General features: G+C 34.7%; 14 protein-coding genes and 1 other RNA gene. All 15 read left to right on the top strand.

The window, feature by feature from the left end; translation table 11 throughout:
- The first annotated feature begins 2 nt into the window (after window positions 1–2).
- The 15 genes from ABWU52_RS04560 to ABWU52_RS04490 all read left to right on the top strand — a co-directional run bounded on the left by ABWU52_RS04560 (window position 3) and on the right by ABWU52_RS04490 (window position 14,107).
- Complete coding sequence (locus ABWU52_RS04560) at window positions 3–1,007, top strand: glutamate ligase domain-containing protein (RefSeq protein WP_353276382.1); 1,005 nt, start codon at window positions 3–5, stop codon at window positions 1,005–1,007.
- A gap of 1 nt (window position 1,008) precedes the next feature.
- Entirely contained in the window at window positions 1,009–2,277 is a 1,269-nt protein-coding gene (eno, locus tag ABWU52_RS04555; protein ID WP_353276380.1) for a phosphopyruvate hydratase, read from the top strand.
- Window positions 2,265–3,278 carry an Obg family GTPase CgtA gene (gene cgtA, locus ABWU52_RS04550; protein WP_353276378.1) on the top strand — a complete coding sequence of 338 codons (1,014 nt, stop codon included), beginning with the start codon at window positions 2,265–2,267 and terminating at the stop codon, window positions 3,276–3,278. Before eno ends, cgtA begins: the two co-directional genes overlap by 13 nt.
- Window positions 3,279–3,726: 448 nt before the next feature.
- Window positions 3,727–4,062, top strand: a transfer-messenger RNA (tmRNA) gene (ssrA, locus tag ABWU52_RS04545).
- A gap of 14 nt (window positions 4,063–4,076) precedes the next feature.
- The gene (locus ABWU52_RS04540) at window positions 4,077–4,505 is read left to right on the top strand and encodes a ClpXP protease specificity-enhancing factor SspB (RefSeq protein ID WP_353276376.1); all 429 of its coding nucleotides are present in this window, start codon (window positions 4,077–4,079) and stop codon (window positions 4,503–4,505) included.
- Window positions 4,506–5,018: 513 nt separating this feature from the next.
- A complete protein-coding gene (locus ABWU52_RS04535) occupies window positions 5,019–5,774 on the top strand; it encodes a hypothetical protein (RefSeq protein ID WP_353276375.1) in 756 nt (251 codons plus the stop codon).
- A gap of 37 nt (window positions 5,775–5,811) precedes the next feature.
- Complete coding sequence (locus ABWU52_RS04530; protein WP_353276373.1) at window positions 5,812–5,973, top strand: hypothetical protein; 162 nt, start codon at window positions 5,812–5,814, stop codon at window positions 5,971–5,973.
- An 11-nt stretch (window positions 5,974–5,984) separates the two neighbouring features.
- Window positions 5,985–6,209: a hypothetical protein gene (locus tag ABWU52_RS04525; RefSeq protein WP_353276372.1), complete on the top strand. Its 225-nt coding sequence runs from the start codon at window positions 5,985–5,987 to the stop codon at window positions 6,207–6,209.
- Between the two features lie 67 nt (window positions 6,210–6,276).
- Window positions 6,277–6,555 carry a YggT family protein gene (locus tag ABWU52_RS04520; RefSeq protein WP_353276370.1) on the top strand — a complete coding sequence of 93 codons (279 nt, stop codon included), beginning with the start codon at window positions 6,277–6,279 and terminating at the stop codon, window positions 6,553–6,555.
- On the top strand, window positions 6,556–8,664 hold the full coding sequence (locus ABWU52_RS04515) for an FtsK/SpoIIIE family DNA translocase (protein WP_353276369.1): 2,109 nt from the start codon (window positions 6,556–6,558) through the stop codon (window positions 8,662–8,664).
- Between the two features lie 47 nt (window positions 8,665–8,711).
- A complete protein-coding gene (locus tag ABWU52_RS04510) occupies window positions 8,712–9,800 on the top strand; it encodes an IS5 family transposase (protein WP_353276367.1) in 1,089 nt (362 codons plus the stop codon).
- 155 nt (window positions 9,801–9,955) lie between these two features.
- Window positions 9,956–10,513, top strand: coding sequence for a hypothetical protein (locus tag ABWU52_RS04505; protein ID WP_007302667.1), 558 nt, complete (start codon window positions 9,956–9,958; stop codon window positions 10,511–10,513).
- Window positions 10,514–10,689: 176 nt separating this feature from the next.
- On the top strand, window positions 10,690–11,316 hold the full coding sequence (locus ABWU52_RS04500; protein WP_353276365.1) for a TRP75-related protein: 627 nt from the start codon (window positions 10,690–10,692) through the stop codon (window positions 11,314–11,316).
- A gap of 16 nt (window positions 11,317–11,332) precedes the next feature.
- A complete protein-coding gene (gene ispG, locus ABWU52_RS04495; RefSeq protein WP_353276363.1) occupies window positions 11,333–12,613 on the top strand; it encodes a flavodoxin-dependent (E)-4-hydroxy-3-methylbut-2-enyl-diphosphate synthase in 1,281 nt (426 codons plus the stop codon).
- A gap of 276 nt (window positions 12,614–12,889) precedes the next feature.
- Entirely contained in the window at window positions 12,890–14,107 is a 1,218-nt protein-coding gene (locus tag ABWU52_RS04490) for an ankyrin repeat domain-containing protein (RefSeq protein ID WP_410541973.1), read from the top strand.
- Window positions 14,108–14,117 lie beyond the last annotated feature (10 nt).

Genomic DNA, 14,117 nt, shown 5'->3' with positions numbered 1-14,117 from the left:
GCATGGAAAAAGAAGAGCTACAAATAGAAAAAATGCAACAAAGAGGAAGTAAATACTTATTACAAGAATTAATTGTATGTCAGTATTGTAAATCCATTTATTATGGAATGAGTAATGCTAAGGGAGGAAGAAGTTACTATCGTTGTCCTGGAAACCGTTTTGATGAATGTAATAGCAGACCAATACGCGCGGATATACTAGAAGAGGTAATATGGAAAGAAGCGAAGATGGTAAGAGAGCATATAACGAAGGAAAAGTGTGATTTATCAGAGGTAGATTGGGAGACTAAATTTAATATAATTAGAAAGTTAGTTCAGCGTATTGAAATTGATGATGATAATGTACATATGGTGTTTCGATTAAAAGAACTCGCTCTCGAAAGACAAAAAGAAGATATTCAACCTTGTACCAGAATTATAAAGAATGTAGTGCTATCAAATGCAATAGGAATGCATAAAGTTAGCAACGCCCTGGCTGCAATATCAGTTGCAGTGAAACTTGGAATTAGTGATGAAGAGATTAAAAAAGGTCTTTTGGAATTTAAAGGAGTAGCAAGGAGATTTTCTTTAATTGCCGATATTAAAGGTGTTAAGTTAATTGAGGATTATGCTCACCACCCAAATGAAATACAGGCAACCCTGGCAGCAGCACGTTTGACCACTAAAGGAAAGGTAACAGGAATTATCGAGCCGCTTCGTTTTGCTCGTATTCGTAATTTTTTTGATGAGTTCGTACGAATTTTCATGATGTTTGATTATGTAATTCTCACTCCTGTCCATCCTCCAGAAGATAAGCCTATTCCTGGCTGTGGAATTGATGATATACAAAAAGCCTTGATCAGTAATGGGTTTAATGATGTGAAGATTATGAATGATGCTTTACTCATTTCACATTTTATTAGTAATTCGACAAGTTCAGGAGATGTAGTATTATTTATTGGTGCTGGTAGTAATATAGCTAAACTAGCGAAAGAAACTGCGGTACTTATGCTAAAAATAGAGGTTTAATATGAAGACGATCAGCAGTGTATTTGCAAGAGAAATTTTAGATAGCAGGGGTTACCCAACAATTGAGGTAGAAATAGAACTATGTGATGGAGCAACAGGCAGAGCCGCTGTCCCTTCTGGGGCGTCAATCGGTAAACTAGAAGCATTGGAGCTGAGAGATCAGGATGAAAAAAGGTATTGTGGTAAGGGAGTGCTGAAAGCTGTTCAAATCGTAAACGGAGTGATAGCAAATGAAATTGTTGGCATGGACGCAGCAAACCAGAGTGCAATTGATAAAGTTTTAATTGAACTAGATGGAACAAAAAATAAATCTAAACTTGGAGCAAATGCAACTTTGGGTGTGTCTCTTGCTGTTGCAAAAGCAGCAGCAAACAGCTTTAAAATGCCGTTATATAAGTATTTGGGAGTAGGGGAAGAGCAGATGCCAGTTCCACTCATTAACGTAATGAATGGTGGAGTACATGCGGATAATAAACTCGATTTTCAAGAATTTATGATTCTTCCGGTTGGTGCTGAAACTTTCAGTGAAGCAATCAGAATATCTGCAGAGGTATTTCATAACTTGCGCAGCATTCTTAAGAAAAAAGGTTATAGCACAAACGTAGGAGATGAAGGTGGTTTTGCACCAAACATTGGAAGCACTGAAGAAGCTCTTAATTTGATAATTCAGGCTATTGAATCTGCCGGTTATTCGATGAAAAATCACTTTGCACTGGGTCTTGATGTTGCTGCATCTACTTTTTATGAAGATGGAGTTTATAAATTTGAAAACAGAGAACTCACTTCAGAGGAATTGGTTCAGTATTATTTTGACCTTGTAGGCAAATATCCAATAATTTCTATAGAAGATGCAATGAATGAAGACGACTATGAAGGTTGGAAATTACTTACTATAAAACTTGGGAATAAAGTTCAATTGGTTGGAGATGATTTATTTGTTACAAATTGTGAACTAATAAGTAAAGGAATAGAGGAGAAAATGGCAAATGCTGTACTAATCAAGCCAAACCAGATAGGAACACTTACGGAAACTTTTGCTGCTATTGAAATGGCAAAATTAAATGGCTACAGGGCTATTATTTCTCACCGCTCAGGTGAAACAGAAGATACAACGATATCCCACATATCAGTTGCGTCGAATTGTGGGCAAATAAAGACTGGCTCGCTGTCGCGTTCTGATAGGCTTGCAAAGTATAATGAATTGATGAGAATAGAAAGTTCACTAGGAGAAAATGCTAAATATTATCGCGGGTTAGCATGGATTTCATAGACGAAGTTAAATTATATTTAAAAGCAGGTGATGGTGGCGATGGCTGCTCTAGTTTTCGTCGAGAAAAATTCGTTGAATTTGGTGGCCCAAACGGTGGTAATGGGGGCAGGGGAGGAGACATAATTTTCATCAGTGATGCAAATCTCAACACTTTGCTTAATTTTCGTTGTCGAAGACATATTAAAGCGAGTAGTGGAAAAAGTGGTACGAGTAGAGATAAATCTGGCACAGCAGGAAAAGATATTATACTTAAAGTTCCAGTTGGTACACAAATAATCGATGAAGAAAGTGAGGAAATAATAGTAGACCTTGATAAACCTGACATGGAATTTCAAGTAGTGAAAGGTGGAAAAGGTGGGCTTGGAAATACTAACTTTAAATCTGCTACTAATAGGGCACCAAGACATTTTACCCATGGTCAGCCCGGCGAAGAAAGAAATATAATATTGAAGCTAAAAGTTTTATCTGATGTTGGCATTATTGGTATGCCAAATGTAGGTAAATCTAAATTTTTAACCCGCTGCTCGAATTCTGATACGAAAGTAGGCGATTATGAATTTACTACTATAAGACCACATTTAGGTGTAGCAAAAGTGGATTATAGCGAAATTGTAATAGCAGATATTCCTGGAATAATCGCTGATGCTCATCTTGGAGTTGGGCTCGGACACAAATTTTTAAAGCACATAGAAAGGTGCAAAATTTTACTGCATTTAATTGATGTAACTCACGATGACATTATTTCAGCTTATAATTGTACGCATAATGAACTGAAGCTTTACAATAGCGATCTTGTTGAAAAAGAGGAAATTGTAGTGTTAAATAAATGTGACTTATTGGAAGAAACAGAAATCCTTGAGAAAAGGAATCACCTAGCCGGTTTTCTTGATAGAGAAGTACTGTGCTTATCAATCGACGATGATTTACAGCCCATCTTGAGATTATTAAACGAGAAAGTGAAAACTAAGGAAATTAATGTATATGATCCTTTTAAGATGTGAATTTTTTATTTGACAATCAAAGTCTGGATTCCAGTGGGTAATTTTCCACAGTTGTTTGCATTTTTTGTTCCACAACTTATCTTTTTTTCGGCTTGTGCCATTTCTCACACTGTCTCTTGCTTTCTTGAACTCAGAAATTCAATAGCTACAAAAGCATTTGAGTAGTTTTTTGTTAAGAATTAGGCATAGAATCCCCCATATTTATTAATAAAGAACAGAAAAAATGTAACGCACATACGACAGAGATTAAGCATATGTGTGCACCCATTTGCGCTGAAGAAGATACGCTACATTCTTCACTGAGTTTGATTATTTGATAAAAAAGTCTGCAGACGAAGATAGATTTTGAGCTCTAAAAATACCTCTACTTTGATTATACTAAGATTAGATAAATAGGCGAAGTAATTTTTATATTAGTTTTTTAGCTTACAACCGATTTTACGTTCAACAACTTGACATTTATTCAATACTACTGTATAATAAAGATGTGCATTTTTGTACTATGGCAATAAAATTACCTTGTAATAGGTGTATTGGACCCGAGGGCAGTACTCGGCGCCTCCACCATATTTTCTGTTAATACGGGGGCGAATAAGGATCGACATGCATAGTAAAGATGGTAGCTTTGCTCGGTTAGATACCACCGCTAAGAGTTCATAATTTAGATGCAAACGATAACTTTGCTGCTGAAGACAATGTTGCATTAGCTGCTTAATTTAGGCACTATAACTTCATTGCTATAAGCACGGTTTAGGGAACGCCGGGTAACAGAAGTTCCCCCAAACATGTAAGGGTTATATGGATAAAACAGATTATCAGAAGTCGCTTAGTTATGCTAAATTTCAAGTTATCAAAAAGGCTTTGAATACTATATTAGATAATGTTTTTACTCCTCACTTAGAGATACTGTTTTTTACGCGATTTAATGGTGTTGTCATACCAGACTACTTGAAAGAATCGTATCCTACTCAAATGCTTATTATATTACAGCACCAATTTTATAGTCTAAAAGTTCTTGAGGATAAGTTTAGCGTCAGTTTGAGCTTTCGTGGAAAACAAGAACAAGTCACTGTACCGTTTTTTGCTATTAGTGAGTTTCATGATAAAATTTCAGGAGATACTTTAGTCTTTAGCGTTGATTCTGATAAAGAATATGAAAGTGAGAAATGTGCTGAAAAGTCATCAAATGGTAGTATTATATCTATAGATCAACTTTACGATAAGTAGTTTTATAATATCAATTAAAAGAAGTGATCTCATTAAGTAATGGGTAATTAAAATAAGGAAAATGGTTCTGAACACTTATCTTGTCATATAGATATCCATTCAGGTGTATGGCTAATGTGCAAATATTTAAACCAGTGCTTTCTTTCTTGTTATGCAAGTAGCTGATGCTGGTTCCTTTGTAATGGCGTCATCTCAGTGCTCAGACACAGAATTGTATGAACATTCGTTTGTGAAAGCAGTGTGTTAAATATTATAGCAGATTTTGCCTCAAACACAAAGGTATCAAGCACTGGCATGATACCGTCTATTTCTGTGATTCTCTTATCTATCTTATTTTGCCACTCTGCTGAACAGATACTTATATTGTATACATCTCTCCGTTAACTTATCAATAAGTTTTTTATCCACGTGGAATCAAAGATTACAATATCTTATTAAATTTTAATAAAAATCTTTAAAATTTTAATATTTTATGTCATACTTAATATATTACTAAAATATTAGGTAGCAGTAATGTCAACATATATAAAAGAGTACGTCAACGATATTTGTGGATCGCAAATATCAAAAATTCATCTTCTTAAGGAAGACAAGGTCAGAGTCTTTTTCAAAAATGATAATGGAAAAACTTTTGATCGAACTTTCTCAAAAAGAGATATTGCAGAATTTTTAAACCAAACTATTGAAACTGAAGACTTTGTTATCACGCAAGATATAGAGAATAGCATTGCTTGTAATATAAAAGGAATTTATAAAGACAGCAAAGGGAAATATCACTACACAGAAATAATATCATATACTCAGGTAAAGTTGGCTTATGAAGAGTATACACAAAAATTTAAGAGAGAAGATGGTATCAAATTAGGATTAAATCGACATATTTCCACAGCCATAGGGAATATGCCAACATTGAGTGGATGGTATAAAAAAATTCTAGGCTTTAATCCTAGAAACGGATTATGTAACCCATTAAGTAACTTAATTGTTTTTATGAAGCTAGAAAGTAGAGAAGACTTTTTAAGCTTTTTTAATAGACTAAATAACAAAATAACCGAGCAAGATATTATAGATTACCTTAATGGCAAGGAAGAAAAAGAACGGAAGTTACATTTGATACTAGTTCTATCGGAGTGCTTACCTATTTTATGTTTTTATGATGCTAAAAAGAGTAAAAATTTTGTTTTCTCTGACAACATCTTGCTAAATAAACAAAAATTTTTCTTTGATCCTAACAAAAAAACAAGCTTCCATTTCTCAAGAGCAACTTGAGCATGCATTAGATAACACAAAATCAGAGCATTATATAATGTTTAGCTGCCGCCACAGTTATTATTATAAAGATGAAAAGCTCAGTAAAGATGGGCATGCTATGCTAATATATAAGGGAGAAAATAGTAGGTACATATTTTTTGACGCTAATATTGGAGTGGTTGGTTTTTGTTCTAAAACAGGCATTGCGCAATATTAGAACTAAATGATGTGCTTGATTTGATAAACCTTGCCATCTGGTATTATTCAGCCAGTGGATATTTTAGAGAGCAAGTTCCACATAGCTGTGACACATTAATTTTGCTTCGAGATGTAACATTGGCGCTGCAGGAAGTTGAAGAATTTTACAGTAGAGGGAATCCAAGGCAGCAAATAGTGGACATCTCTGTTGATAAACAGACTAATCAGTTATTGTTTGCACCTATTTCAGCATAAAAATTATTGTGGGGCTTGATTTTATACATATCACTACACATAATAGGTTTTAGTGTAAATCAGTAATATGCATCCAATCATATGCTTACTTAACCTGCTACTTGATCTCTACAGCTTCATTCTAATATGCTCAGTTGCTCTCGATTTATTGATTAAATTTAATGTAGTTAACATATATAATGAAGTTGTAAGCAATATAATGCAAACTTTAAACAGACTCACTTATCCTCCACTAAAGGTTATCAGAAGGTATATACAACCATTCAATGGATTAGATTTATCCGTGATGATATTGATAATAGCAATTCACTTTGTAAAATATACAATTACTTATTACTTTAAGTAGATGTTAAAAAAACAGCTAAAATCAGCGATATACCTGTTACTCTTAATGTATATATATATATCGGTTTTTAGCTATAATTATCAAGATCCATCCTTAAATACAGCTACAAATCAGGAAGTAACAAATTTGGGCGGAGTGGTAGGTTCATATTTAGCTGATATATTGGTTCAATTTCTTGGACTCGCTAGTATTACAATAGCTACAACCATAGTTTACTTTTTGATATCAAAAAGGCTGCTGAAAATTCTCTATTTAATATTAATCAATTTAGGAATATGTGCTACATTAGCGCAACTGTCGCTTGGCATTACTGCTAGGTATATGCACAGTGGAATAGTCGGCAATACTCTAATTGGCCACTGCCCGTTTTACATATTCACAGTAGTAGCATCAATAGGTGTTGTAGGGTTGGTTGGTTGGAAGAGAACGGTTTATTCTTTGCTTTTCCTATGTAAAAAAATATTTTCCCTTTTTAAAAAGGTTCTGTTTTTCAGGTTACGTAAAACTACTGATTATTCAATAGCACCATTAGTAATAGAGGGAAAATATAGAACCACTAGACAACAACCAAAAGAAAGACAGAAAAAAGCTACCGAAGAGATTTTTAAACCACCTTCTAGCGAGTTTGAGTTTCCAAGCATTCACTTACTTTCTAAAGTAGAAGAATCTATGCAGAGAAAACAGTTGAATGCATTAGAGAGCAATAAGAATTTATCTCTGCTCGAACAGGTGCTGAGTGATTTTGGCGTGCAAGGAAAAATTATAAGTGTATGTTATGGACCGGTTGTGACTTTATACAAACTTGAACCACAAGCAGGTACAAAATCTGCAAGAGTGATTGGTCTTGCAGATGATATTGCACGTTCAATGAGTGCACTTTCTGCACGTATTTCAATAATTCGTGGACAAAATGCCATGGGAATAGAATTGCCAAACAAGGAGCGAGAGATTGTGATGCTGCGTGATTTACTTGAATCGCCAGAATACCAAAATGCAAACTTAAATCTTCCAATTGCGCTTGGCAAGGAAATAAGCGGAAAACCAGTTATTGCAGATCTGACTAAAATGCCCCACTTGCTTGTTGCCGGAACTACAGGGTCAGGTAAGTCGGTTGCAATTAACACGATGATTCTGTCGCTTGTTTATCGACTAAGTCCTGATGAATGCAAGATGATAATGATCGATCCAAAAATGCTTGAGCTTTCAATATATGATTCAATACCGCATCTAATAACACCAGTGGTAACAGAGCCAAAAAAAGCTGTTATTGCTCTTAAGTGGATCGTGAAAGAGATGGAAAATCGCTATCGTATGATGTCATATTTAAATGTGCGGAATGTAATAAACTATAATCAAAAAATTACAGAAGCGATGAATAGCGGAATAGAATTGGAACGTGTTGTACAGATTGGCTTTAACTCAACAACTGGTAAACCTTTGTTTGAAAAAATACCGATTAAAATGGAGACATTTCCGTATATTGTGGTGATTGTAGATGAAATGGCAGATTTAATGCTTGTTGCTGGCAAAGATATAGAATGCTCTATTCAACGTTTAGCTCAGATGGCTCGTGCTGCAGGAATACACATTATAATGGCAACACAACGCCCATCTGTAGATGTGATAACAGGTGTGATAAAAGCAAACTTTCCAACGAGAATTAGTTTTGCTGTTACTTCTAAGATAGATAGCCGTACAATACTTGGTGAACAAGGGGCTGAACAATTGCTCGGTATGGGTGATATGCTTTATATGGCCTCTGGTGGTAAGATTATTCGAGTTCACGGTCCATTTGTAAGTGATGATGAGGTGCAAAATATAGTTGATCATCTAAAAACGCAAGGTGAGCCAAACTACATGGAGGAAATCACTCAAGAAGATGAAAATTCTTTCACGGAATCAGAAGGTGAAACAGAAGATGAAGAGAACGATCTATACAAGCAAGCAGTGGCCATCATTCAGAGAGATCAAAAGGTTTCAACTAGTTACATTCAAAGGCAACTTAGAATAGGCTATAACAGAGCTGCAAATATTGTTGAAAGAATGGAGAAAGAAGGTATTGTCAGTGCTCCGAGTTACTCAGGAAAGAGAGAGATATTGGTAGAATAATCGCTAACTTACACCAAGGAAAGTTATTTCTAAGATCAATAGATCTCTTGCATAACTGGAATTCAAAAGTTCCAGCGCATGACGCTGGAATGGCTTTGTTGCATAGGTCAAATAAAAAGAACTGGCAGTTACTGACAAAATTCACTATAAGACAAGCATTTAACCTACTAAAGAAAAATATGCCACAAAAAATGAGAGTCAGTAACTGCCATGAATATAACAAATTTCTCCAAGAGAGGGGAAATATTTTTTATTACGTCAATGATGCCATAGAAAATTGGTACGAAAAAGGTCCAAAAATGGCTGGTGGCAACTATATTTATAGCGATAAGGTCGTGATTCTGGTTCACATAATAACTTGTTTATTTAGAATAGGTCTGAGACAAACAGCGGGATTTATAGCAGGGTACCTTGAGCAAGTAAGGAAAAACTTGCAAGTTATTAGCTATTCCCAGGCCTCAAGAAGGCTTAAAAAACTTAACATCAAAATTAATGATCGAAGACATGATAAAAATAATACAGAAGATATTGAGATTGCCATAGATAGTACTGGAATAAGCATCTACAATAATATTCCAGGTCATAGCAAGGCAAATGGTACAGATAGAAAGTATCGCCGCTATGAGCAAACAAGAAAACTGCATGTAATGCTAGAGATAGGTAGCAAAAAAGTTATAGCAGCAAAATACAGTGGCGGAGTTTATTCTGACCACTATGGAGCATGTGATCTTATTGCAAGGATTGATGTTAAATATAATATAAGCACACTATATGCAGACAGGGCATATAATCGAAAGAAGTTATACAAACTGTGCGATGAGCTTGACATAAAGACAAGGATTCCTCCGCAAAATAATGCAGTAGAGCATCCAAAGTTGGATTATATGGATGAGAGAAATTCTACAATCAAGCTCATAAAGTCATATGATGAAGATGGTATGAAGAGGTGGAAAAAAGAGATAAATTATGGGAAGAGATCTTATATAGAAAGTTTTTTCTCGCGACTGAAGCAAACATTTGGGTTTAGTTTTAGAAACAAATCTGAGGTTAATCGTGAGAGAGAACTGCTACTCAAGTGTTATTTGCTTAACAAATTTACTGATATAGGCATGGCTAAATTTGAGATAGCTTCATGAATTTATTCCACGTTACCTACTATCCGAAGAGTGATGCAACAAAGCCCACTGGAATCCAGATATTTCTTATTGGATCCCAGTTGTATAGTGTTTAATACTAAATTAACTACTAAAAACGTACAATAGTAATATATTAATTAGCTAGGGGGTTAAAAATGGGTATAACCAAATTTGTATTCGGTTTTGATAAATCGGATGTAACAGCATTGCAGGAAAGTCAAAATATTGATGCTAAAAAGTTTCAAGAAGTATTTAGCGCATTAAAAGAATGGCAAGAAGCTCAAAAGATAGATGCTAAACAGTTTGAAGAGGTATTTAGTGCATTAAAAGAGTGGCAAGAAGCTCAAAAGATAGATGTTGAGCAGTTTGAAAAAGTTTTTGGTGCATTAGAAGACAAGATTGGTACTGAGCAGTTTCAAGCTATGCAAGAGCACTTAAGCGGCTTGCAAGAAAAATTTACAGGCTTAGAAGAAAAAGTAGAAACATTTGCAGACATGGTAGGGGGACAAGAACAAGCAATACTAACTTGTGCCATAGTCAGTGCTGTTGCTGCAATAGCGGTAACTAGTTTTGTTGCATTCTGTATCTATCAGGGAGTTAAGCTTGATAAAGAGAAGAAAAACGACTTGTCTCAAGATATGCCAAGCGGAAAGTTTAATAATGTGAATGATACCGAAAAACTGAAGAATAACTTACAGCAAGGAAGAGTGTAATGCTCTTCTTGAAAGGGTGTTACGTAAAATTTGTAACACCTTAAATTTCCTTTAGATTACGTAGGTTTTGGTAGTAAATTTTTTAGAAAGATGTTTGTATTATAAAGTTGGTAGAGATTCTGATTTACTTGAAGTTTGTTAATTGGTATCTTTTAAAGCACAATATTCACTATAGTATGCTTAAGATCTTTTCTAAAGTTTTATTTATATTAATACTTTTGGTTTCTAGTTTCTTTACTGTACATAATGTTGAAGCGAAGTCTAAGGTAAAGTTCAGTAAGAGGTACATACCTCCTGGTAACCCTGGTGGTGCAAACTTTCATGCAGACGAGGATTTTGCTGAGTCATATAAACTGTATGAGAAGCGTAGGGAGCTCCTCAAGAAAAAAAAGTTACAAGATCTAGCTATAAATAAAGAAGATCTAATCAAAAAATTAAAAGAAAAAAAAATTGCTAGCCTTGATAACGAGCCAAACAACGTTGGAGCTTGCATAGTTGAAGATGGGGAGGATGCTATGATCAATCAGCATGGTATTAATCTTGCACGTTTAAAGGGTGCTGTATTTATAGATCAAGAGCCAGTTTCTCAGTATGAAAGTAAGCAGCATAAAAGTGAACAACAAAAAGGGAAAAAAGTTACTTCAGCACGAGAAAAAAAAGTTTCCCCTATAAATGTTACTATAAAAGAAAGTCCATCAAGAAGAACGTGCTCTCATGATTCTATTACTGATCTAAATAGAACATCACAGCATAGTTTAAATGGTTCAAGTTCATTTGGCAGTGTAGTTGACACAGTAAAATAGTGTCACGATTAATAATATGCTAGATAGAGACCTGACATTGAGTGATGATGCATATGAGTCATCGCCGGTTTCCAGGCATAAAACTCATACTGTAAAAGTTGGACAAGTGAAGATAGGTGGAAATAATCCTATAGTTGTTCAATCCATGGCACTTGGTGCACATATAGATTCTGACAACATAAAAAGCAGTGCTCAGAAATATGCAAAAGAAGTAATAGAACTAGCGCATGCAGGTTCAGAGTTGGTGCGAATTGCTTTGAACTCAAAGGAAGTAGCAAAAGCAATACCTTATATAGTAGAGGAAATAAATAAAGAAGGCTTTGATGGTAAGATATTAGTAGGCTGTGGACAATATGAGCTCTACAGGCTGATTCAGGATTATCCAGACAACATTAAAATTCTGGGTAAAATTAGGATAAATCCAGGTAATATAGGCTTTGGTGATAAACGTGATGAAAAATTTGAAAAAATTATAGAGTATGCAATAATGCATGATCTTCCTGTCAGAATTGGAGTAAATTGGGGTAGTCTTGATAAGTACCTTTCACAAAAATTAATGGATGAAAACTCCTTGTCTAGTAATCCAAAAACTTCTGATGTTATATTACGTAAGACGCTTGTAATGTCTGCTCTTGGTAGTGCAAAAAAAGCTGAGAAGATTGGCCTTAATGCAGAGAAAATAATCATTTCATGTAAAGTCAGTAGAGTGCAGGATTTAATTTTAGTTTATACGGCACTTGCAAAATCTTCCAATTATGCGCTGCATTTGGGTTTAACCGAAGCTGGTATGGGTAACAAAGGCGTAGTAAATACCACAGCAGGGCTTACTTATTTATTGCAAAATGGTATTGGAGACACTATCCGGGCTTCTTTAACTCAGCGCCCTGGTGAATCACGCACTAATGAGGTGGTAGTATGTCAGGAAATACTGCAGTCTATAGGTTTGCGCTACTTTAACCCTCAGGTGAGTTCATGTCCTGGTTGTGGACGCACAAGTAGCGATCGTTTTCGTATATTAACTAAGGAAGTAAATGGCTACATAAAAACTCATATGCCGGTATGGAAGAAAAAGAATCCTGGTGTAGAGTATATGAAAGTTGCTGTTATGGGATGCATAGTAAATGGTCCTGGAGAGAGCAAACATGCAAATCTGGGGATCAGCCTGCCTGGGTATGGAGAAAAACCTGTTTCAGCAGTCTACAAAGACGGCAAATATTTCAAAACTTTACAAGGTGATAATATTTTTGAAGAATTTAAGGAAATTATTAGTGATTATGTGGAGAAGCATTACACATAAGCCTTTCACAAGTTTGTACTTAGACTACATTCTGTAAATTAAATGCAAAAATGGTATCTGTTTAGTGAACGTTAAATGAGACAATAAAGAACGTAAATTTAAAAAATAGATAATAGGGTTTCTTTTGCCTTTTTTTTATATGGTAAATTTCTTAATATTTAGATTGGCCCGGAGTAGTATAGAGATGTTATTCCAGTATCAAGGACTGAAGTTTCCTGATCTACAATATTTGTACAGTTATGAAATAGATGCAATTTGACATAAAAGCTTTACTTTTTGAAATTTTGGGTTACGTTTAATTTAACATATTTCAGTGGGGAATTTATTGTAAGTAGAAAGGAAGCTTTAAAAATATTAGGTTTTGAATCAAGCGATGCGCCCAGTGAACAAGAAATTAAATCATCGTATAGAAAATTAGCCTTGAAATATCATCCTGATAAACATTCAGAAGCTGTAAAGAAACAAAATGAGGAGAAATTTAAAAAGCTAGGTACTGCATATGAATTTCTCACTAAGGAAAATATAGAAGGGGTTAAAAATCTAACTGACGAAAATTTAAATGAAATTAATTCGCCTGGAGATTTGAGGTTTTACTTATATAGGGCTCTATATAATCAGGATATAAAGTTTCTTGAAAAGCTTTTTTCCAAATTCAAAAGCAGTAAAGATGGAAGATTTGGTGATTACATCAATGAAGAACTTATTTGTATTTACTTTCCATTATCTATTGCTTTAATGCAAGCCAAAAATTCAAGAGATTATAGTATTTTGAGACTTCTTTTAGAAAATGGTGCTGACCCTAACATAAGGCTACTCAATAATAATGAAGCTTCGTTATGCTATTATATGGTTCTCAACGACAGCAGAATTGTAGAGTTATTGTTACAATATGGTGCTGACCCTAATATGGTAGATAGAAATGGTAAAAATCCTTTGTTTGAAGCGTTTTTTTGTGATGATGATCATACTATGGAAATACTTTTGAAATATGGTACTAATCCTAATATGTTAGATGAAAATGGTCGAGGTCCATTATATCAAGCAATCAATTGTGACAACGATAAACGCGAAAAATATGTAGAGTTGCTTCTAAAGTATGGTGCAGATCCTAATCAGAAGGTTAATGGCTCCAGAGTTATAGAGTGTGCTCCATATTTCACTAATAATTGTGTAATGAATTTGATTAAAACGCTTACTCTGCCATATGGTAGCAATGATAAAGTTAAAGGGTTGATGGCTGAATACAGTGGAGTTGATAGACGTTATCTACGTGATCAAACGATACTGACTTGTTGTTGCTTAATCGTCGCTTCTGCTACTTTTTTTAGTATAGCTTCTCCTTTGCGCTATGTACCGACAGCAATATTTGCACTTGCTGCATGTTTTTTTATTAAAAATGCTGTACATGCTGCATTTTTTGCAAAAGAACCTTCTACTGAGTTTACCGAAGCTAGAGCTTGTCCAGAGATTAGTAAAAGAGGCTATAATATCTAAAGTTTTAATA

Source organism: Wolbachia endosymbiont (group B) of Villa cingulata, assembly GCF_964028285.1.
Lineage (GTDB): Bacteria > Pseudomonadota > Alphaproteobacteria > Rickettsiales > Anaplasmataceae > Wolbachia.
This window is presented reverse-complemented; position numbering and strand designations above follow the sequence as displayed.

Bases quoted from the DNA above. Each gene is read 5' to 3' on its own strand.
- ABWU52_RS04560 (WP_353276382.1), top strand. From the start codon at position 3: ATGGAAAAAGAAGAGCTACAAATAGAAAAAATGCAACAAAGAGGAAGT.
- ABWU52_RS04505 (WP_007302667.1), top strand. From the start codon at position 9,956: ATGGGTATAACCAAATTTGTATTCGGTTTTGATAAATCGGATGTAACA.
- ABWU52_RS04535 (WP_353276375.1), top strand. From the start codon at position 5,019: ATGTCAACATATATAAAAGAGTACGTCAACGATATTTGTGGATCGCAA.
- ABWU52_RS04515 (WP_353276369.1), top strand. From the start codon at position 6,556: ATGTTAAAAAAACAGCTAAAATCAGCGATATACCTGTTACTCTTAATG.
- ABWU52_RS04530 (WP_353276373.1), top strand. From the start codon at position 5,812: ATGTTTAGCTGCCGCCACAGTTATTATTATAAAGATGAAAAGCTCAGT.
- ispG (WP_353276363.1), top strand. From the start codon at position 11,333: ATGCTAGATAGAGACCTGACATTGAGTGATGATGCATATGAGTCATCG.
- eno (WP_353276380.1), top strand. From the start codon at position 1,009: ATGAAGACGATCAGCAGTGTATTTGCAAGAGAAATTTTAGATAGCAGG.
- ABWU52_RS04520 (WP_353276370.1), top strand. From the start codon at position 6,277: ATGCATCCAATCATATGCTTACTTAACCTGCTACTTGATCTCTACAGC.
- cgtA (WP_353276378.1), top strand. From the start codon at position 2,265: ATGGATTTCATAGACGAAGTTAAATTATATTTAAAAGCAGGTGATGGT.
- ABWU52_RS04540 (WP_353276376.1), top strand. From the start codon at position 4,077: ATGGATAAAACAGATTATCAGAAGTCGCTTAGTTATGCTAAATTTCAA.
- ABWU52_RS04500 (WP_353276365.1), top strand. From the start codon at position 10,690: ATGCTTAAGATCTTTTCTAAAGTTTTATTTATATTAATACTTTTGGTT.